The 20,689-nt window shown below is 42.2% G+C and carries 22 protein-coding genes and 1 pseudogene; 6 read left to right on the top strand and 17 right to left on the bottom strand.

Annotated features, from left to right (window positions below; translation table 11 throughout):
* Positions 1-212: 212 nt before the first annotated feature.
* Complete coding sequence (gene trxA / locus F6J90_RS21095) at positions 213-644, bottom strand: thioredoxin (RefSeq protein ID WP_293097685.1); 432 nt, start codon at positions 642-644, stop codon at positions 213-215.
* An 87-nt stretch (positions 645-731) separates the two neighbouring features.
* Positions 732-1,448 (bottom strand): NnrU family protein, encoded by a 717-nt coding sequence (locus F6J90_RS21090; RefSeq protein ID WP_293097683.1) that lies wholly within the window; start codon positions 1,446-1,448, stop codon positions 732-734.
* 118 nt (positions 1,449-1,566) lie between these two features.
* Between F6J90_RS21090 and F6J90_RS21085 the strand changes: the two genes are divergently transcribed.
* The 4 genes from F6J90_RS21085 (at position 1,567) to F6J90_RS21070 (ending at position 7,730) form a co-directional block, all read left to right on the top strand.
* Complete coding sequence (locus tag F6J90_RS21085; RefSeq protein WP_293097681.1) at positions 1,567-2,580, top strand: LysR family transcriptional regulator; 1,014 nt, start codon at positions 1,567-1,569, stop codon at positions 2,578-2,580.
* 409 nt (positions 2,581-2,989) lie between these two features.
* Positions 2,990-4,414, top strand: coding sequence for a serine/threonine-protein kinase (locus F6J90_RS21080; protein ID WP_293097680.1), 1,425 nt, complete (start codon positions 2,990-2,992; stop codon positions 4,412-4,414).
* Between the two features lie 59 nt (positions 4,415-4,473).
* Positions 4,474-5,910: an ABC transporter substrate-binding protein gene (locus F6J90_RS21075; protein WP_293097679.1), complete on the top strand. Its 1,437-nt coding sequence runs from the start codon at positions 4,474-4,476 to the stop codon at positions 5,908-5,910.
* Positions 5,911-6,401: 491 nt separating this feature from the next.
* Entirely contained in the window at positions 6,402-7,730 is a 1,329-nt protein-coding gene (locus F6J90_RS21070) for an ABC transporter substrate-binding protein (RefSeq protein ID WP_293097678.1), read from the top strand.
* A gap of 201 nt (positions 7,731-7,931) precedes the next feature.
* Here the strand turns inward: F6J90_RS21070 and F6J90_RS21065 are convergent.
* Positions 7,932-8,308: pseudogene (locus tag F6J90_RS21065) on the bottom strand (nicotinate-nucleotide diphosphorylase (carboxylating)); the annotation flags it as partial.
* 169 nt (positions 8,309-8,477) lie between these two features.
* Positions 8,478-9,260: a DUF4058 family protein gene (locus F6J90_RS21060; RefSeq protein WP_293097677.1), complete on the bottom strand. Its 783-nt coding sequence runs from the start codon at positions 9,258-9,260 to the stop codon at positions 8,478-8,480.
* Positions 9,261-9,340: 80 nt separating this feature from the next.
* Between F6J90_RS21060 and F6J90_RS21055 the strand changes: the two genes are divergently transcribed.
* Positions 9,341-9,553 (top strand): hypothetical protein, encoded by a 213-nt coding sequence (locus tag F6J90_RS21055; protein WP_293097676.1) that lies wholly within the window; start codon positions 9,341-9,343, stop codon positions 9,551-9,553.
* 181 nt (positions 9,554-9,734) lie between these two features.
* Here F6J90_RS21055 and F6J90_RS21050 read toward each other — a convergent pair whose 3' ends face one another.
* From F6J90_RS21050 to F6J90_RS21020, 7 genes are all read right to left on the bottom strand, one after another.
* Positions 9,735-10,289 carry an isochorismatase family protein gene (locus tag F6J90_RS21050; protein WP_293097675.1) on the bottom strand — a complete coding sequence of 185 codons (555 nt, stop codon included), beginning with the start codon at positions 10,287-10,289 and terminating at the stop codon, positions 9,735-9,737.
* A gap of 85 nt (positions 10,290-10,374) precedes the next feature.
* Positions 10,375-11,298 (bottom strand): phytanoyl-CoA dioxygenase family protein, encoded by a 924-nt coding sequence (locus tag F6J90_RS21045; RefSeq protein WP_293097674.1) that lies wholly within the window; start codon positions 11,296-11,298, stop codon positions 10,375-10,377.
* 115 nt (positions 11,299-11,413) lie between these two features.
* A complete protein-coding gene (locus F6J90_RS21040; RefSeq protein ID WP_293097673.1) occupies positions 11,414-12,526 on the bottom strand; it encodes a TauD/TfdA family dioxygenase in 1,113 nt (370 codons plus the stop codon).
* A gap of 61 nt (positions 12,527-12,587) precedes the next feature.
* A complete protein-coding gene (locus tag F6J90_RS21035; protein WP_293097672.1) occupies positions 12,588-13,994 on the bottom strand; it encodes a hypothetical protein in 1,407 nt (468 codons plus the stop codon).
* Positions 13,995-14,047: 53 nt separating this feature from the next.
* Complete coding sequence (locus F6J90_RS21030; RefSeq protein WP_293097671.1) at positions 14,048-15,109, bottom strand: alcohol dehydrogenase family protein; 1,062 nt, start codon at positions 15,107-15,109, stop codon at positions 14,048-14,050.
* A gap of 108 nt (positions 15,110-15,217) precedes the next feature.
* Positions 15,218-16,087: a carboxylating nicotinate-nucleotide diphosphorylase gene (gene nadC, locus F6J90_RS21025; protein ID WP_293097670.1), complete on the bottom strand. Its 870-nt coding sequence runs from the start codon at positions 16,085-16,087 to the stop codon at positions 15,218-15,220.
* Between the two features lie 135 nt (positions 16,088-16,222).
* Positions 16,223-17,026 carry an SDR family NAD(P)-dependent oxidoreductase gene (locus F6J90_RS21020; RefSeq protein ID WP_293097669.1) on the bottom strand — a complete coding sequence of 268 codons (804 nt, stop codon included), beginning with the start codon at positions 17,024-17,026 and terminating at the stop codon, positions 16,223-16,225.
* A gap of 139 nt (positions 17,027-17,165) precedes the next feature.
* Here F6J90_RS21020 and F6J90_RS21015 point away from each other — a divergent pair, with 139 nt between their 5' ends.
* Complete coding sequence (locus F6J90_RS21015; protein WP_293097668.1) at positions 17,166-17,348, top strand: hypothetical protein; 183 nt, start codon at positions 17,166-17,168, stop codon at positions 17,346-17,348.
* Between the two features lie 29 nt (positions 17,349-17,377).
* On the opposite strand, the gene F6J90_RS21010 is transcribed toward F6J90_RS21015, so the two are convergent.
* From F6J90_RS21010 to F6J90_RS20985, 6 genes are all read right to left on the bottom strand, one after another.
* Positions 17,378-18,121 (bottom strand): isochorismatase family protein, encoded by a 744-nt coding sequence (locus tag F6J90_RS21010; RefSeq protein WP_293097667.1) that lies wholly within the window; start codon positions 18,119-18,121, stop codon positions 17,378-17,380.
* A gap of 56 nt (positions 18,122-18,177) precedes the next feature.
* The gene (locus F6J90_RS21005) at positions 18,178-18,513 is read right to left on the bottom strand and encodes a XisI protein (RefSeq protein ID WP_293097664.1); all 336 of its coding nucleotides are present in this window, start codon (positions 18,511-18,513) and stop codon (positions 18,178-18,180) included.
* Positions 18,501-18,917: a XisH family protein gene (locus tag F6J90_RS21000; protein ID WP_293097661.1), complete on the bottom strand. Its 417-nt coding sequence runs from the start codon at positions 18,915-18,917 to the stop codon at positions 18,501-18,503. The genes F6J90_RS21005 and F6J90_RS21000 overlap by 13 nt, the downstream gene beginning before the upstream one ends.
* Positions 18,918-19,017: 100 nt before the next feature.
* The gene (locus tag F6J90_RS20995) at positions 19,018-19,353 is read right to left on the bottom strand and encodes a XisI protein (RefSeq protein WP_293097658.1); all 336 of its coding nucleotides are present in this window, start codon (positions 19,351-19,353) and stop codon (positions 19,018-19,020) included.
* Positions 19,341-19,757, bottom strand: a complete 417-nt coding sequence (locus F6J90_RS20990) for a XisH family protein (protein ID WP_293097656.1) — start codon at positions 19,755-19,757, stop codon at positions 19,341-19,343. Before F6J90_RS20990 ends, F6J90_RS20995 begins: the two co-directional genes overlap by 13 nt.
* A 257-nt stretch (positions 19,758-20,014) precedes the next feature.
* Positions 20,015-20,584: a Uma2 family endonuclease gene (locus F6J90_RS20985; RefSeq protein ID WP_293097653.1), complete on the bottom strand. Its 570-nt coding sequence runs from the start codon at positions 20,582-20,584 to the stop codon at positions 20,015-20,017.
* Between the last annotated feature and the right edge of the window lie 105 nt (positions 20,585-20,689).

Genomic DNA, 20,689 nt, shown 5'->3' with positions numbered 1-20,689 from the left:
CCCACAACCTGGTTACCGATGACCAATTCAATGGCTAATTAGGTTAAGGCGCGCTAATTAGTTTAAGTTAAGGTTCTAGGCTTTTAGGTTGAATGGCTAAGAGTGTTCTGACCTAGTTTGCTAGCGCCTGGTCAAGCACGGAGGCTCTCAAAAGCTTTCCTTCTGTACCATTACCCTCTTGTAGCTAATACCTAATACCTAATACCTAATACCTAATACCTAATACCTAGAACTTCTCTTGAGGAAATATTGGCCGAAAAAGATTTCAAACCTTGGCGCTGCCTTTTATCCAACTCCTTGGTCAAATCTGGGTATTGGCAGTGTGATTTGAGCAGCCTGGCAATTTCCCTGAGCAGCTCATCCCGACCTTGGAAACCTTCTATTCGTGAGACCAACTGACCTTGCTCAAAGAATAGCAATGTCGGTAGGGTCTTGAGTCGATAGGTATTGGCAAGCTTGAGATTGTTATCGGCGTTTACTCTGACAACCTTGACATAATTGCTTCCTTGAGTTTGGAATTCCTCAAGTATGGGGTGAACAAACCGGCAAACTCCACACCAAGGAGCCCAGAAATCAACGATAACTGGCTCAGAAGAGTCTAAAACTGTTTTTGAAAACGTCCGTTCATCAACAGACAATACCATGATTTTTTGAAATATAAGGGTTTTTAGATTTGTTTGGGATCATGCTACATCGAATCGGGATCATCTGAACAACAGAAATGTCTTAAATTACCAATTTACTTGGGCTACAGCTGTAATCATGAGGGGATGTACCCACCACAACAGCCCAGTAAAACCGATGACTCCTAGGTATGCCGGACGAACAAACTCTTGCCATTTCAGGAATTGACGTCCCTGGATAATTGCCAAAAAAGGGATTACCGATGTGCGAGCTTTGAGTGCACAAAAGGCTTCTCCATGCCGTGCCTTCAACCGGCGGTCTCCATGCCAGACAGCGAAAAGATGGTGGAGAATTAATCCCACGGAGGTCAATAGGGTAAAGGTGCTACCAATCCAGAGGGTATGGGCAATACACCATATTACTTGTCCTACCATTTGGGGATGCCTGGTAACCCGCATAATGCCAGACTCATACAGATGGACTTGGGGCTTTTGAATCGCAGCAATTTCCAATAAATTAAATGTAGCTGGATAAAGAAACAAGAACGAAATCCCTGAAAGCCCCCATACTAATGACTTCATCCCTGGCAGGTCCTGAAGGAGCCACAACTGTAGACCATCATACCGATGGTTCAAAAAGTAAATAATTAATACAACTGCTAGCGGAAGACTCACTAAAGCAAAGACAATACGATAAAGCCTTGGACCAATTCTTTGTTCACCCAATGAACGCAGGGCGGCTAAACCACTATGAGCGATAGCAAAAGTCAATAGCAACCCAAACATGACAAAGTGGCTGACACTCAGCCAATTTGGAAATACCATAGGCAAGGGTGATAGATGGGAAATAACGCTCTATTATAGCAAAAAAGAGCAAGAATTTGAGTCCTGGTTATGTTAGTGTCGATTTCAGCTGGCTCCTTTCTGTTGATGGTTTAGCCCTATGTCTGACCTTCCTTTTTCTCTCGATCAACTCCGTATACTCAAAGCGATCGCTACTGAGGGGAGTTTCAAGCGTGCTGCTGATAGTCTATACGTAAGCCAACCTGCTATCAGCCTGCAAGTACAAAATTTAGAGCGACAGTTAGAGGTGCCGTTATTTGACAGGGGTGGACGCCGTGCCCAACTGACGGAAGCTGGACACCTGCTGTTGGACTATGGGGAAAAAATTCTGGCTCTATGCCAGGAAACCTGCCGAGCCATTGACGACTTACAAAGTCTCCAAGGTGGTACCTTAATTATTGGTGCATCTCAAACTACCGGAACCTATCTACTACCTCGGATGCTTGGTATGTTCCGACAACACTATCCTGAAGTGACAGTACAATTACAGGTTCACTCCACTCGCCGCACTTCCTGGGGTGTAGCCAATGGACTGGTGGATTTGGCCATTATTGGTGGTGAAGTTCCCCTAGAACTTCAGGAAACCTTGACCATTAGTCCTTATGCTGAAGATGAGCTAGTACTAATCTTGCCCGCATTTCATCCCATGGCTTCTTTGGAGAAGATCCAAAAAGAGGACCTGTATAAGTTACAGTTTATTGCCTTGGACTCCCAATCCACCATCCGTAAGGTAATTGACCAGGTATTAGGTCGCAGTGGCATTGATGCTAAACGGTTTAAGGTGGAGATGGAACTTAACTCCATTGAAGCGATTAAGAATGCAGTACAGTCAGGACTAGGAGCTGCCTTTGTATCGATTACAGCTATTGAAAAAGAATTACAAATGGGGGTGCTACACAGGGCAAAAATAGAGGGAGTAGTGGTTAAACGGGTATTGTCTTTGGTGATTAACCCCAATCGTTACCTTTCCAAAGCAACGGAAGCCTTCTGTAGGCAGATTTTGCCCTTGTTTGGCTCAGTAGCATGGCACGGGCAATCCTTGGCACTATCAGGGATGGTAACTAATCCCAAAAATATAGAAGTGGATAGCTCCCACGCTGAAGCTGGGGGTTGAAAGCGATGCAGCGCGGTCTTGGGGGTTTCCCCCACTCGCTATTGCATCAAGACAGGGTTAAAAACAAGTGACGGAATTTATCCCGCTACCCACCGGAAGATTGTGATCAGTAATGCAGAAAATTCCAGGGGCTTCTTCAAAATGGCGTGAGTTTAATAATATCTAACGACTAAAATAAACACAACAAGCAGTGACTTGCTAGAGCTTGTCAGCTGACGTCCAACCTCTGATACCTGAGCGAAGCGCGAAGCGGTAGCAAGGAATGAACATGATTTGGATATAGATATAGATTTAAACTATAGAACTAATGTACAAATGCCTAACCCTCGATTGAGGGAGATAAATAGACTCTAGTAGAGTAAAGTAGATGCCTGGTAGCGCCTTGTCTTTCGTAGTGATCCTGTAAAACATGGAAATTTTCTGCACCCGTCCTGGCTGCCCAAATCCCCATAATTACTTTGATGATCTAGATAACAGAACCACTCTAACCACCACAGAGCAAAGGTATTGTAATAGCTGTGGTATGCCCCTGATTGTAGCAAGTCGCTACATTCCCTCCCAGCTGCTGCGCAAAGGAGGATTTGGAGCGGCATTTCTAGCACGCGATCGCTATACCCCTACCTTGCGTCAATGTGTCGTTAAGCAGTTCCAACCGTCTGGGAGAATTAGCCAGAGGGAACTACAAACTGCCCACAGATTGTTTGAGCGGGAAGCAACGGTTTTAGAGAAATTGGGCAGGCGTCACCCCCAAATCCCCGATTTGTATGCCTACTTTCCGTTGACGGTGCCGAGTCTGAAACCGGGTAAACAAGACCAGTTTTTCTATCTGGTACAGGAATATATTGATGGACAAAACTTGGAGGAAGAACTCAACACCTTAGGAGCATTCTCTGAAGCCAAAGCCATAGAAGTGTTAACAGAAATTCTCAAAGTCCTCCAATTTGTCCATGACAATGGCTCCATTCATCGGGATATCAAGCCTTCCAATATTATGCGCGATCGCAATGGGCTTCTCTATCTATTAGACTTTGGTGCAGTTAAGCAACAGGTCAACCCAGGATCAACAGGGGCGAGGTCTACTGGTATTTATTCCATCGGATTTGCACCACCGGAGCAAATGACCGGTTCTCAAATTTACCCTTCAACGGATTTGTATGCTCTGGCAGTGACTGTGATGGTTTTGATGACTGGCAGAGAACCCAATGAACTCTACGAACCTGTTACCCATGAATGGAACTGGAGAAGTTATATCCAAATCAGCAATGAACTTGAGAGTATTTTCAATCGACTACTTATGCCAATGCCCAATCAACGCTTTCAGTCTGCTCAGGAGGTTCTTGATGCCATAAATAGTTTAAACATTGCTCAGACAACCCCTCAAACCCCTCACGGATCAGTTCTACCAGTATCCCCACCCTCCCGGCCCCACACCAGGGGACCACAAACCCACTCACCCCTATCCAAACCCCTCAGACCAAACTTTTCTCTACTTGAGGTACTAGGGGCAGCTGCTTTTACTGGATTTGAGGGAGCTTTATTATTCATTGCTGCAACTGCTTTTGCTAAGGTGATGTCCTCCAACCCACTGGGTATGCTTTTATGGGGAATGAGTTTGGGAGGGCTAATTTATGCTCAATATCGCAGGTTTATTGAAAAAATTGACCTAGTGATTATTGGAGGCATCAGCTTGGGACTTTTGATACTTTTCCCGGTGCTGCGAGTCCAGCAGTCAATCCAGTTAGTTATCATAATATCAGTTCTAGCTGCAGCAGCAGCGATCGCTCTGACGGCACTTTTCCGCCTGGTTTATCAACTGTTATCTCGAATACTATAGCAGGGGCGTTGCTGATTAATGGAATGATGCAGGGTAACTGACAACGGAACTTATGTCCGATGAAAAACGAAACGAGTGTTCTTTTGCTATCCATGGTGATGACGGTAGCTATGGTGTTGGGAGGGTTATGGTGGCTTCACGAAAATCAGATAATCACATGGCCATTTCCGGAGGAAACGGAGGAAGATGAACCTAGGGCTAAGGTAACTCCAAAAACTACAAAAATTAAGCCTCAGATAATCATAGCAGAGCACCTTAGTGCCGGAGATAGAACCTTAATCCCAAAAGAGGTAACACCAGCCAAACAGGCAGCAGTCAAAGCATTTGCTTCTGGGAATTATGGGAAAGCGGCTTCCTTACTGGAGGCATCGCTCAAAGCTAAGAAAAACGATCCAGAAGCTGTGATTTACCTCAATAATGCTCGGATCGGTACATCTAAGTCTTATACAATTGCGATCTCAATACCTATTGGTGTAGAGGTAAATGCAGCCAAAGAAATGTTACGGGGTGTTGCCCAAGCCCAACAGGAAATCAATGCTACGGGTGGTATTAATAATGTACCATTGAAGGTGCTGATTGCTAATGATGACAATGATACCAAGGTGGCTAAAAAAATAGCTAAAGCTTTTGTGGATAATCCAGATGTTTTGGGGGTTATTGGTCATTTTAGCAGTGAGGTCACCCTGGCAGCCGCAGAGGTTTATCAAGAGAATCAGTTGGTGGTGATTTCTCCGACTAGTACCTCAGTAACTATTTCAAGACTGGGTAATTATGTCTTTAGGACTATCCCTAGCGATCGCTTTTTTGGTAGCGCCCTGTCTCGCTACATGCTAAATCAATTAAATCTACGCAAAGCAGCTGTCTTTTTTAATTCCCAGAGCAACTACAGCCAATCTCTTGCCGATGCATTTACTACTGCCCTGTTTGCTGATGGTGGCGAGGTAGTGGGAGAGTTTGACTTTGCCAAACCTAACTTTAATGCTGGTGTTGATGTCAAACAGGCGATCGAGAAAGGTGCAGAAGTGTTGATCTTAGCCCCCAATTCCGCCACCCTTAACCAAGCGTTACTAGTAGTGCAGGTCAATGATGGAGGTCTACCGATGCTAGCAGGGGATAGTCTTTACAAACCCAAGACCTTGCAAATCGGTGGTAAGGATGCGGCTAGTATGGTGTTGGCAGTCCCCTGGCATATTTTGGGCGCTCCAAATTCCCCCTTTCCCCAAACCGCCACTAAATTATGGGGTTCAGATGTGAACTGGCGCACTGCCTTGACTTACGATGCTACTCAAGCTTTAATTGCAGCCCTCAAACAGCAGCCAAGCCGTTCCGGTGTGCAAAAAGCCCTATCCGGATCAGGTTTTCAGCCCCAAGGAGTATCCAGCAAAATTCGGTTTTTACCATCAGGCGATCGCAACCAGGCTGTCCAGCTTGTCAAGATTGAACCAGGTAATCGTTCCAGCTTTGGTTATGACTTTGTGCCGATTCCTAGCAAGTAGAAACGGTGCAACATAGAAACAAGGGCGTTGCCCAATTTTGGAATAACTGATCAATATTTTTGCCATTTTGTCACCTGATCAGTTGTCAAATCTTGTACCATAAGTTATTTACCTAAGTTATTTAGCTAAGTTATTTAGCTAAGTTATTTCCCTAATCAGGAGTATCCAACAAGGGCTTTTGTTAACTAGTTGTATTCAATTGTATTCAGTTGTATTCTACAGGGTCACTATGTCAACCGCCGTTGATGGTTTTTCGTTGACCCTCAACCGTCAACTGTCAACCATCAACCATTCCACTCATAAATTATCTTGAAAGACTACAAAACAAATTAGTATCAAATTAGTATTAAGCGTTATTCCGGGTAATCAACAGGGTTAGCCTTTATAAAAATTAGCAATAGCGTATGTATCAGAACAACGAAACTAAGCTTCTTTGGCTATCATTGATGATCTCCTTAGCTTTGGTATCTGGGTGTCTGTGGTGGTTTAAAGTGACCACATCTCCCTTATCTATCCTGGTATCGAAAAATACATCTTCAGAGAAAACAACGATACCAAATTACCTTAGTGGGGGAGAGCATATTTTATTTTCTGATTCAACAACACTGGAAAAACAGCTAGGAGTAGAAGCGGTTACTGCTGGTAACTACGACCAGGCAATTGTTAAATTCACCGAATCCTTAAACCTCCACCGTGATGATCCAGAAGCTCTGATCTACTTTAATAACGCTCGTATTGGGGACAAACCCTCTTACACCATTGCTGCTGTTGTGTCCATTAGTGATGACGTAAATACTGCCAAAGATATACTTCGGGGTGTGGCTCAAGCCCAACAGGAAATCAATCAAGCTGGTGGAATTAAAGGTATTCCTCTCAAAGTACTCATCGCTAATGATGATAATAATCCAGAGGTGGCCAAAAAATTAGCATTAAAGTTGGTAAGTAAGCCCGAGATTTTGGCAGTTGTTGGTAATTTCAGCAGCAAGGTGACCCAAGCCACAGCAGATAGCTATAAATCTGGTAAATTGGTAACAATTTCTCCCATTAGTACTTCAGTAAACCTATCAGGAATTAGCGACTTTGTTTTTCGTAGTGTACCGAATGATCTCCTGGCAGCTAGAGCATTAGCTAAACACATGCTGCAAGACCTCAAGCAGCATAATGTTGCTGTTTTCTACAATTCTCAAAGTGAGTCTAGTCAGTCTCTTAAATCAGAGTTTGTAACCGCTGTTTTCTTGGAAGGAGGACGAGTAGTTAGTGAGTTTGACGTGTCTGAGAAAAATTTTAGTGCTGCTAAAAGCTTTAAACAAGCGATTAATCGTGGTGCTCAAGTTCTGATGTTAGGTGCTGATTCTAGCAGCCTTGATCAGGTACTAAATGTGGTTCAGCTCAATAGCAAACACCGCAATAGCTTGGGTCAACAATTAGTTATTTTGGCGGGAAATCAAGTTTACAGTACCAAGACATTGACAGTAGCAGGTAAAGATGCTCAAGGTATGGTAGTAGCATTACCCTGGCATCCCCTAGCCAAGCCTGGTTCTGAATTTCCCAAAACCGCTTATCAGCTTTGGGGTATTGATGTTAACTGGCGCACAGCTATGGCTTATGATGCTCTGCAAGCCCTAAGTGCTGCGATTAGACGTAATCCTAGTCGCACCGGAGTTCAACAGGAACTTTCAGCACCGAACTTTTTTGCTACAGGTGCTGCTGCTCCGATTCGTTTTTTTCCATCAGGCGATCGCTATCAACCGGTCAATTTGGTGACAATTGAACCAAGTAATAGTTCTAGTTTGGAGTATGAATTTGTGCCAATCCCTTAACCCTTATACCAATTTAATTTATGCCTGCTAGGGATGATGATGGGGAGATGGGGAGATGGGGAGATGGGGAGATGGGGAGAGTATTAATCTGTAGGAATATTTTTTAAAATTGGTAAGCTGATGTGTATTTAAATTGGTTATTTCCCGTTCCCTGTTCCCAGATATCCTGTGCGGTTTTACTACTGTTTATCTCAACTGATCTCAACTCCCCAATCTCATGCTCAAATCCAACCAACTAGAGCGAGTAATGGGAGCACTGCTGGAAATGTAATCTACTCCTGTTTCGGCCACTGCACGAATCGTCTTTAAGGTCACATTACCCGATGCCTCAATTTTAATGTTGTTGTTGCGATCACGAATTAGCTTAACTGCTACCTCCATCTCCTCAACTGGCATATTATCCAACATGATAATATCAGCATTGTGGGCGATCGCCTCTTCTACTTCCGCCAGACCAGAGTTGTTGTCTCCACTTCTATGGTCATAGGATAGGGAATAGTCTTACGAATTCGAGCGATCGCTTCCCCAATTCCCCCAGCGGCTTGAATATGATTATCCTTAATCATCACCCCATCATCCCTTGGGTGGTGCGATCGCCTCTACCAATATCTTCTTTGAGCCATTGATGAAGTAGAGGGTCTAACACTATTGGGGGAGGTAATATTGCCATAACTCTTACCAAAAAATCTGGTTATTTTTTTTATTTTAACGAGTTATGATGTAAATTTTTACAATAACTAATTTAATTTAATCCTTGTTTGTTAAAATATTTTCTACCCAACTGGCATCAGCTTTTGATAAACCAGGAATAATTTTTTGTTTGTAGTCAATCATTAAATCATAGCGCCCTTGGTCATAAACTTGATGTAAAATCCTTTGTAAATCTAGAAGTATTTCTGGATCTTCTGGACATAGAGGTAAAGGAAATGCAGGAATAAAATCTTGAATATTAAAAGCATATAGATAGGCTTGAGGGCGTTGATTACTAGGACTAACTAAAATGTGATAGTCACGCTCGATATTCTGATTTAAATTAATCAGTGAATTCCCTTGACGTAGTAAATCTATTTCTACAAAATTTGTTTTACTATTTAAAATAAGCTGACGTTTTTTTTCATATTTTTTTCGACCTTCTCCTACATTTTTATTGATAGGAGAAATAATTTCAATAGCCGTAACAACTTTTCCGGTGCCAACTTTCCTAACTTCTAAATATCCTTGCTTAATAGTTTCTGTGAGAGCAAGTTCTATCGTTAAAGGTTCGGTAGAAGGAACTGCAACAGCTACATTAGACTCGGGATATCTGATAGTATTTTCAGAGCTTTTAGCAATGGCATTATCAGGAATACCAATAAGCGTGGACTTTTCTCCACTAGTTTCGTAGATTCGCACTTCTACCGCAACTACATATTTAGGGGCTAACTGTTGGTTTAATAAGCGAGCAATTTCGGTAATTAGCCAATGATGTACGCTTGACCAATAGGCTGAATCTTCTAAATAGGGATTCATTCCAGGGAATGGTGAGGGCATGGTGATTTATACTTAAACTTACGGCGTAACAGAGAAGCTAAGGGTGGATCTCATTAAAGCTGTTTGACCCGGTGGGTGGCATGGGCATCTTGGTGGAATGGGCATCTTGGTGGAACGGGCATCTTGGTGGAACGGGCATCTTGGTGGAACGGGCATCTTGGTGGAACGGGCATCTTGGTGGAACGGGCATCTTGGTGGAACGGGCATCTTGGTGGAACGGGCATCTTGCCCGTTTCCTGCCTCGCAACATTGACTATTTATACTTCCTAGCTCCCAATGGGAGTATTTTCTAACTTGGAAAAATAGGAGATAGGAAACACTCCTCAGTTAAAAGTTTAGCAAAAAGGCAGTTAAAGTAATAGATAAGTGTTAAAAAAAAACTGTTACTCCCTTTCGCCTGTGTCAATTGTTAGTCCAGATTTCAGGATTTTTATTAAAAAGGTAAATTTTACTTAGTTTTTAACTTGAGATTGGTCACATCAAAATTGTAGAAGCAAGAAGCGCTCCACGGCATGCCATGGTGTATAAACCAACGTGATGAGCAATTTCCTGGGGATGAATCGCTGTTTTTGGCAAACCCTGCTGGGCTGCCATTTCTGCTGAGAGGTCGAAGGTCGAACAGCCTTCGGTATAAACGGCAATGTCTTTTAATGTTGGAATCATACCATGATTGCGCACGGAAAGCATGGTAACTACAAAGTCCATGACGCAAATATCGGTACAGATTCCTACGACTACTAAGGCTTCCAGTTTGAGCTGGTTTATCCAGCTAATTAAAGTATTGTTTCCAGTATCTACATCAATGGAACCGATAAAACCATTGATGCAGTCTTTTTGAATTAAGGTGGCGTGGGGATGAGTTTCTAGCCATTCCAGTTCAGGAACGAGCTTTTCTTCCCCAGACCCTTTTTCACAATGAGGAGGATAGGGAGGTTCTGGTTTCCCTGGTTCGTGGGTATCTAGAAAAGCTAAGACTGGCCAACCTCTAGTTGTGAAAGCTTTGGCTAGGCGATCGCTTTCTAATACCATATAACCTAGCCGTGAAATTGGTGTACTCCTTCCCAATCAACTATCATCAATAGGTAGCGACTTGCTAAATAGTTTTCGGAGTTGTTCATTTTTCAGGTTCCATCCCATAAGTGATAATTTTATCAAATGTTTTTTTCATGAAAACCTGACTATTCAAGACCGAACTGTAGTTCTTTTCAATAATGCTTGTATCTGGTAGGCGTTCCAGGAAACGATAACGACGGTGTGGAACTCGCTCCAAACAGAATGGCTCGTTTGATCGTGCATTGTAGTGACAAGTTAGAGTTGTTCGGGGTAAATCGGTTTGGTTATCTCCTGAGCAATGTATCGTATTCGCATGTATAAATAGTGCATCACCAGGTTCCAGCTCACAGTAGACAATACCTAGTCTGTCTATAATTGTGTCCATCCATTCTGAATCTATACGTAGAGCCCCACCTCCACCATCAAAAACTTTATGATCCAGGCGACCCATTAAGTGGGATTTTTTGATGACCTGAAGACATCCATTTTCTTTAGTATTCTTGTCAATAGCCACCGTGGAAGTTACAAAATCTGGGTATAAACAACCATCGTTATACCAGCCTCCATAGCCCTGATGCCATTCAATCCAGGCTTGGGTATGTGGATTTTTTACTGTTATTTTTGAGTGCCAATGATAACACTCTAATCCTCCTAAAAGTACCTCGACTGCATTGACCATCCGAACTGTACGAGGAATAACACTGAGTAGAGAGTCTCCTAACTCTATCCAAGCTAGTTGTTGATTCAAGTGACCATGGCTATCCATCCATGTTGTACCATGATTATCTACATATTGTGTCCAGATTCCACTCAACTCAGAATCGGGTTGCAAAGCCTGCTTTATCGGTGCAACTTCTTCAGGGTCAAAGAAACTAGGGACAATCAGAAATCCTTCATCATGGTATTGTGCAATTTGCTCCTTTGACAGGGGACGGGTTGTGCAAATCTTTTCCTTTTTTGTTTCCACGTTGCTGTTATTGATCATGTTTTCCTTTCCTCTATAGAATTATGAAAGTGTCTGTTGCTGTAACTGTAAGTACGACAAAAAAAATATTGTAAGTTACTCCAACTTTATAGTCAACCACCGGTCATTAAATTGATTAATTTTCCATGAGGTACAGGTGTTTAACCATCTCAAAGTTATGCCTGGCGCTGATGTAATCCCAAGCAATAGTAGCCCATCTAAGATGTCTCTGTCCCGAGAGGGGATCGTAAGCTGTTCGTCCGTGAATTATCCTAAAGTTCTGCGCTAGCAAACAGTCTCCAGGTTCAAGGCGGAAGCGGTATTCGTAAATTGGATCTTTTAAGTAACTACAAAAAGCTGAATAGGCTTCATAAAAAGCTTCTAGCTCATCGAAAGGTAGATTCCAAGTAGAGGTCTTGCGACTAAAGTAGATTCCAGCAACTTTACCCTCCCAGTCTAGTTCTAGAATCGGGGTTTTGCGGGAGAAAAAATATCCTCGCATTGGGTCAAAATCCTGAAACTGCAAGGGGGTTTTTGCCAAAATCTGAAAGTAGTCTGGATGATTTTGGTGAAAATCTTTAGCAATACGAAAGCCATCAACAAGTAACGATTCGCCGCCAGAAGCATTGTTATCTACACAATATAGAACCTGTACTAGACGCGGCTCGTGGACGTGGCATCGATCAGTGTGAAGTCGCAACCGATGACCTGTAGGTGATTGACCTAGATCTGTGCTGTTTGGAATTGCCTTTAATTCCGTGAATCGTCCGTATTCTGTTTGGTGAATCGGTCCAATGGATGAGATGAAAGTATCTAAATCGTCAGCAGCTATATTCTTGAGTACGGTAAAACCCAATCGGAAAAGCTGACTCATCCAGATATCTTGACTACAGGAATGAATATCGTACTTTTTGGGTGGGTGAGTATCTAACCAAGCCCGATCCCATAGAATTTTCTGCTCTTCGGGCTGCTGAGGCGAGGGATCGTAAGCACGATTCAGCAGCCAGGAAACAGGGAATATACTCCGATGAGGAGGTTCTTCTTTCCAAGTAATCTCGATCGCTCCATCCTTCTCCTCTACAGATAAAGGTTCTGGGGGTGAGGGGTGATCGCTGAGATCGAATAACCCCTGGAAAGAAGTTGGATGCCGACAATCGGGACATAAGCAATTTTGGCGCAACCAGATATAGTGGAAGCGTTTACCTGCAACTGTTAAAAAGCTCTCTTTTGTGATTACATTGCTTGTCATCAAGACCTCCTGATTATTTTTTGTGGCAATGGGGTGTAAGATTTACAACCAGTAGAAAATTTTATTTATTCTCCAATTTTTGACATTCTTCAATCAAGATTTCCATCAGTTTTGGCGGCAGACGCTGATAGGAGAAATCCAGTTGGTGGTATTTTTCCCACAACTTTTGATATTCGCTCCTATCTAGACGGGCTTTTTTAGAATAGCAGTTAATCGCCTCTCCAGTAAATCCCCGTTCAACACATTTTTCTAAAGCAAGTTTCGTTTCTTCGATTTCCCCCACACATTCAAAAGCATTATGAGCTTCTAGCCCCATCAACTGACGATAATAAAGCTGTAAATCTGGGCGATCAAAAAGATTTTCCTTGCCTAAGAGGTGTTGAACCTCATTTGCATGCTCTGGAGTAAGATAAGCCATATAAGATAAATAAACATAGGCACATTTAGGGCAGGATTTACACCACGGAGGACTAGTATTACACGAATATACTAATTTTAGATCATCACCTCTAGTGTTTTGAGCTAAAACCTGATATACTAATATATCAGAATATGGTTTAAGTAAGCTAAAAATAGCTAGATTACTAATAAACTCTTGTTGAATATATTCTTCATAAAGAATTTCGCATTCAGTGCTTTTACACCAGGCGTGATTAATAACCTGATTTCCTACCTTAACCTGTTCGCTGTCAGCACTTTTTTCATTTCCAAAACAAAGTTGGGTATATTTCTCCTGAAGGATTACGGGAAGAATGCCAAACATTCCATAAGCGAGGGGTAAGTCTTCATAGTTTCTAATCTCAGAAACCTCTACACCTTCTACCCCATGAAGTTTAGCTGCTGGAGAATTGAGGAATGACTCGATAATATACTGACGATGAATCTTGGGTGGCGGATTTTGGAGTTTATAGAGATGTTGTTCGTGCAGTTCAAATAACTCTTCAGGATTAGCATGGGTGTGTAGGTTAATACTGAAACTATCAAAAGGAACACTATTATCGTCCAACAAACGTGCCATTAGTAGACTATCTTTACCACCACCATTACAAAGAAGCAAGGGAGTGCTTCCTGGAACTAGAGTTACCGCTTCTATTTTAATGGTGGTAACATCTTGATGAATGATTTCGGCTCCTTGATAATCTAAATTATCCGTTTCATACCGCCACTGCCCTAAACATTGTTCAACACTTACTTCCCAGAGTTTTTCTAGATTATTTGTCCAATAGTTGCCATATTTTCCTAAATCAAGATGAGTCGGTTTTAAACTTAATATTTTTAACCCATGAAATAACAAAATATGGAAATAAATTTTTTCCATGTATTCTTGACTATACTCAGACTCAAGCTGATGAAAGTCAACTGTTGAATACCAGAGAGTAGTTGTAAAAGTTATTTCGTCATATTGATAAAGTAATGTAAGGTTGTGTTTGGAGCGAGTGCAATCTAAAAGTTTTAAATTGATATTCATTTAATGCTCTAAATTTACCTCTTTGTTATCTTAACTATACAATGAGTTATTTACTAAGGGGTTATAACCACTTTTCCAAAGAAACCTTTAGTTTGAAAAAATTGTTGGGCTTCCTTGATGTCAGATAGTTTAAAAACCTTAGCAACTAAAGGTTTTAAGATACCTTTTTCCAGATATCCGACTAACCTTTGAAACACATCAGGTTCAAGCCGCGTTGCTCCAATCATCTCTAAATCCTTGTAAATCAAATCCCGCAAATCTAAAGGAACCATTGGATTTCCAATTGCACCACAAGAAACATATCTTCCTCTGGGTTGAAGCGCTTTAATTATCAAATTAAAATAATCTCCTCCCACCACATCTAGAGCAACAGTAATAAGATGTTGCTCTAAATTAGAGGCTAATTGCTGATCTCGTCGATAGACATAATCAGCACCTAACTCCTCTGCAAAATGCTCTTTATTCGCGCCAACAATGGCAATAACTTTGGCTCCTCTAATTTTGCTTAATTGAATCAAGGCACTCCCTACACCACCGGAAGCCCCCATAATCAATACCGTGTCTGCTGCTGAAATTCTTCCCTTGGTTACCATATTTTCTGCTGTGGAATAGGAACAGGGAAAGGTAGCGAGTTCAAGATCTGAAAGTGGAGACTTAATCGGATAAACATTGGTCGCTGGAATGAGGGCATATTCGGCAAATCCCCCATCTAATTCACTTCCAACATATTGATAGTCATCTAAAGTTTCATCACGAATCCAACTGTCAACCATAACCCGTTGATGAAGGAGTTGCGGTTCTACATCGGAACCCATTTCCACAACTTGACCAACAATATCAGCACCTTGAATTCGAGGAAATTCAGTCCCATGTTGCGTCCAGCAAGCGGAACTATTGAGGTCATTTTCCTTGGTATCTCGCAGGATAGCTTGAAAATTATCCTCTGCAGTATACCAGCCAGTACGAGTATTTATATCTGTATTATTAACAGAACAAGCTCCAACTTTAATTAACACTTCTCCCTTTTTCGGGACTGGTTTAGGGACTTGGGTATAGACCAGTTTTTCTGGCCCTCCAAATCCGGTAAGAATAACAGCATTCATTAACTCTGTCATGGCTGCTTGCTCAAGTCCTCCTGGTCAATAGTACAGTAATAAGCTCGAACTTCCTTCAAAATCTATCCCAGGGTATACTTCCTATACCCCTTGAGATAAACGGCGATACTACTGTTTATCCCAACTCCCCAATCTCATACTCAAATCCAACCAACTAGAGCGAGTAATGGGAGCACTGCTGGAGATATAATCTACTCCTGTTTCGGCCACTGCACGAATCGTCTTTAAGGTAACATTACCGGATGCCTCAATTTTAATGTTGTTGTTGCTTACGCGAATTAGCTTAACTGCTACCTCCATCTCCTCAACTGGCATATTATCCAACATGATAATATCAGCATTGTGGGCGATAGCCTCTTCTACTTCAGCTAGGGTTGTTGTCTCTACTTCTATGGTCATAGGATAGGGAATAGTCTTACGAATTCGAGCGATCGCTTCCCCAATTCCCCCAGCCGCTTGAATATGATTATCCTTAATCATCACCGCATCATCTAAGCCCATGCGATGGTTAATGGCTCCTCCCACTTGAGTTGCATATTTTTGCAATAGTCTTAAGCCTGGAGTAGTTTTGCGAGTATCCACCAACTGGGCAGGCAAATCAGCAATTTTTTCGGCATACTGATGAGTTAGGGTAGCAATGCCACTCAGACTCATAGTTAGATTTAAGGCTACCCTCTCTCCCATCAACAAAGCATCAAATGGTCCGTGAAAACGAGCGATACCCTGCCCTGGCTGACAACTTTCTCCCTCTGCTACTAGGGGGATAAAGCTGACCTTTTCATTTAATAAATAGAACACCCGCCCTGCAATTGGCAATCCCGCGATTACACCTGCTTCTTTAGCAATCCATTGTCCGTGTCCAGAACTAGCTTCTTGAGTGAACAAACCTTGGGTGGTGCGATCGCCTCTACCAATATCTTCTTTGAGCCATTGATGGAGTAGAGGGTCTAACACTATTGGGGGAGGTAATATTCCCATAACTCTTAACCAATTTAATTTCCTATGCAATTAGACTACTATTTCTACTTCCTAGCTCCCAATGGCAGTCTTTCCTAACTTGCAAAAACAGGAGATAGGAAAGACTCCTCAGTTAAAAGTTTAGCAAAAATTCAGTTAAGTTAATGAAGATGGCACTCCCATCTGTCGTTGCCATTTTTCTTGAATTTTATCGTAATTGCTGTAATAGTCGTCTGGCTCGAATCCTGGCATGGGTTCATAGACATCTATTTCCTGCCACAGAGGCTGCAAGGACTCCAGAGATTCTAGAGATTGCTGGACGATTTTTTCTGGCTTGAGCCAATATTTTTTCTCTTCAGCTGTTGCATTGGGTCGCAATTTGTTTTCATTACCTGTGTCTGTAGTACTGACATTGATAAACCGTCCCCTGATTAGTCCTTGCCAGTCTTCTGACTGAGCTAGGTCTTGGATATAGCTCCGTAAGGTATCTTTGGCGTAAGTATAAGAGCGCCAGAAAGGTATCTTATATTTATCGGTAACAGAACCGAAACCACAAAGAGCAAGAGTCGTCTGGCGATTGCATTGATGCTCTTGGTTAAGTTTTTCGACAAGTGGCTGGGCTACGTTGACAAAGGTATGGTAGTTTGATGAGAATATTTCATCATCAATTCCCTTTTCATCCCAGTCTGCCTCGGGAGTTTCTGTCTCGATTTCATATTTGAATTTGCCTACGCCATGGATAAGGATCACATCAGAAACTTCCGAAAGGTCGAGATTAGTGATGGCTTGCTCTGCGGCTTGGCTATCAAGAAGATCGAATTGGCAATGCAGGGCATCCGTTTCCATAGGGGATCTAGAAATGGCTACGCAAGTGGTATTTTCTTGCTGTATAAAGTGTTCAATAAAACTGTTACCCAGAGCGCCGCTTGCACCTGTGACAATTGTTAGTCGAGATTTCATTTTTTTTATTAAAAAGGTAAATTTTACTTGGTTTTAAACTTGGGATTGGGCATTGCTTAATAATGGAATGATTTTAAGAGTGAGGTTTAATGGGCTTTTGCTATGTAATGGGCTTTTGCTGTGTAATAGGCATCTTGCCGTGGCATGGGCATCTGGTGTGGAACTGGCATCTTGCCAGTTTCAATGTCTTGATGCAGTCGCTCATGGGGGAAACCACGGCAGTCGCTCATGGGGGGAACCCCCAAGACCGCGCTGCCTCCCCAAGACCGCGCTGCATCGCTATATTTTCGGGCGGGCAGGATGCCCACCCCACTCATATTAATTCCTTGATTCAGCAATGCCTGGGATTGGTCACATCAAAATGGTAGAAGCAATGAACGCTCCACGCTCTGCCATGGTGTATAAACCAACATGATGAGCGATTTCCTGGGGATGAATTGCCGTCTTTGGCAAACCCTGCTGGGCTGCCATCTCTGCCGAGAGGTCGAAGGTTGAACAACCTTCGGTATAGACGGCAATATCTTTTAACGTTGGTACCATATCATGATTGCGTGCTGATAGCATAGTAACCACGAAGTCCATTACACAAATATCGGTGCAGATTCCCACCACTACTAAGGCTTCTAGCTTGTGCTGGTTTATCCAGCGAATTAAACTATTGTTGCCAGTATCTACATCAATGGAACCGATAAAACCATTGATGCAGTCTTTTTTAATTAAGGTGGCGTGGGGATGCGTTTCTAGCCATTCTAGTTCAGGAACCAGTTTTTCTTCCCCAGACCCTTTTTCACAATGAGGAGGATAGGGAGGTTCTGGTTTGCCTGGTTCGTGGGTATCTAGAAAAGCTAAGACTGGCCAACCTTTGGCTGTGAAAGCTTTTGCTAGGCGATCGCTTTCTGATACCATGGTGGCTATTTGCTGATTTGGTTCTGTTGGAGCCAAAGGACCAAAACCAACAGTGCAAAAGCCATTGACCACATCCACAACGATCAAACCCGTGGGGCGATCGCCAATAGTATAGGGCTGAGGGTCAATGGGTAAGGCCGCTTCAATTGCTGCTAAGGTGGCATCGGGAGTGGTTAAAGAAGTTACCATCAAAACCTCCTGGTTATTCTTGGTATGGACAATTTAAAAAGCTAAGTTATGATTTCTTACCCTACCGCGAATTCAGTAAATTTCCTGAGGTAAGGCGCATGATAGGCCAGAACAATATCTTGGTTAGGCACACCGCGTTCAACTAAGACGTTGGCAATCCCAACTTCTGTACCATCATTTTGAATCCAAATCTTATTATCTTTAAGGTCAATGTGGATGGTGGAACCATAAATACGGCGACGATTACTCCATCCGGCATGGACAAGCTGGTAGCGGTCTCTTTCGGTATCAAAGATTAATTCCACTTCTACTTCACCATAAGCGGGTTTGTGGCTGCTGTATTCGGTTAGAATCTCTTTTACGAATTGCCGATATTGCTCTAGTTTTGCCATTGAACAATTTCCTCCTTAGTTGGCTCGAATACAATCAATTTTAGTTGATACTCTTGGGTAATAAGTTGAACGAAGCGACGGGCAAAGAAGGTCTCGTAAATTTCAAGAGGAATAGCTAAATACAATAATCTTTCTGGATCTTCTGCTTTGAGGGCAAAGCGATAATTAAGGAATTGTCCCAAAACCGTATGGAATTCAGAAATTGCCGAAGGCTTGAGAAAGGTTTTAATTTCAACAGCTATTTTTTCTTCATCTTTTTCGGCTGCAATGAGTCTTTCTGCACCCAAATCGATGTAAATTTCAACTTCAGCAAAATTGATATAGAGAGGATCGTGAGTAATACACCAGCCGTCCTTCTGTAAAGCTGATTTTACGGCTTCATGGAAGGTATCTCTGGCTGCCATTGTTGACCTCTACTTTAAGTTCTTGGTAATTAGCGATCACTCTAAATTATATCAATTAGATAGAGCCTCTTCTTGACTTATTACTTATTACAGGGTGACTTTAGGCAACTGCAAACCCTGTGTGCTTCCTGACTCCTGGTGATTTGAAGCCTAGAACAATACGCTCTTTAGGAATGCCTGCTTCTAGGAGTTCCCGAGCGATGCCATCCTCTGTCCCATCGCGATGAATCCAGATTTTGCCCTCGATAATTTCCACATGAATGATACAGCCGTGAACTTGACGTACTCCCTCCCAACCAACTATCATTAATAGGTAGCGATCGCGATCACAATCAAAAACGCTATTTCGTTCAATTTCTCCGTAAGAATAAGGAATTTGTGCGTAGTCAGAGATTATTTTTTGAATAATCTCCCGGTCCCGCTCTAAAGTGTCCATTTAAGAATATCCTCCGCTTCAGAATCAAAAACCAAAAGACGAACTCGATTGTTTTTTATCAACAGCTCACCAATAGGTTCTTCAAACAATCCACTGGCAACCTCTTGGGATACGGCTAAATAAAGCTCTCGGTCCGGTTCAACTTCGGCGAGAACGTCATGATATACAATATACTGACCAATTGCTTTCTCAAGATCGTTCATTTCCGATAGACCCATAAAACTTTTAATTTCAACAGCGATTTTGCGTTCGGCTCTCTCGGCTGCTAAGAGTTGCTCTGCTCCCAAGTCAACATACATATCCTTCTTACCCCATTTTAAACTGAGGGGATCGTCGGTAATTGTCCAACCATCTTTAATGAGAGCATTTTTGACACAGTCGTGGTAAATGTCTTTAGCTGGCATATCTCCTTCAAGACCTCATCCACCTTAATTTTACAGTGCGATCGCTAATACTATCGGGCTGAGGGTCAATGGGTAAGGCGGCTTCAATTCCTGCTAAGGTGGAATCAGTAGTAGTTAAAGTATAGCATTTACAAATATATCATAAAAAATACTGCGGATTTTTTATAACAAAAAAAAATCCTCCGAGTTCTTTCCTACTGTTCCCTGTTCCCTGTTCCCTGTTCCCTTGAGCCATCAATTCGATGACTTCATCCTAACTACCAAACTGTTTCAAAATTTAAACTAAATCCAGGTAATACTTCTTCTGCAGATAGAGTCTTAGGAGAGTTCAACACCTTCACCTGTTGTTGAGGTTTATAAATTTCTACGATTTTATTTTTGGGATCGATTAACCAGCCTAAGCTTATGCCATTGTCTAAATATTCTTGCATTTTTTGTCTTAAGCTTTCCATAGTATCCGTACGGGAGCGTAACTCAAGGACAAAATCAGGACAAAGGGGTGGGAAAGTGTCTTGTTGTTCTGGTGTGAGTTGATTCCAGCGTTCTATTTTTACCCAACTGACATCAGGAGAGCGATCGGCACCATTAGGAAGACGAAAAGCACAAGAAGAGTCAAAAACAACTCCGAGTTTGGTTTGATTGTTCCAAATCACAAATTGTGCAGATAATTGTGCCTTGCGTTTTCCCGTATTGCCTCCTGTAGGGGGCCTAACAATTAATTCTCCATTAGCAGTACGTTCGAGGCGCTTTTCTCGGTTAGCAGTAGCCAGTATTTTGAATTGTTCTTGTGTAACTTTGAATGTCGGGGGAATGTTAATAGTATTCATCCTGGTTATTCTTGGTATCCACAATTTCACAAACTAAGTTATTATTTATTTAATATACCAATTTTCGCACTTCATTCTGTAGTACATAAGATTAGGAATTTAGCG

It is taken from the genome of Moorena sp. SIOASIH, assembly GCF_010671925.1.
Lineage (GTDB): Bacteria > Cyanobacteriota > Cyanobacteriia > Cyanobacteriales > Coleofasciculaceae > Moorena.
The sequence above is the reverse complement of the archived record's forward strand: the minus strand, read 5'-3'. Positions and strand labels throughout refer to the sequence as shown.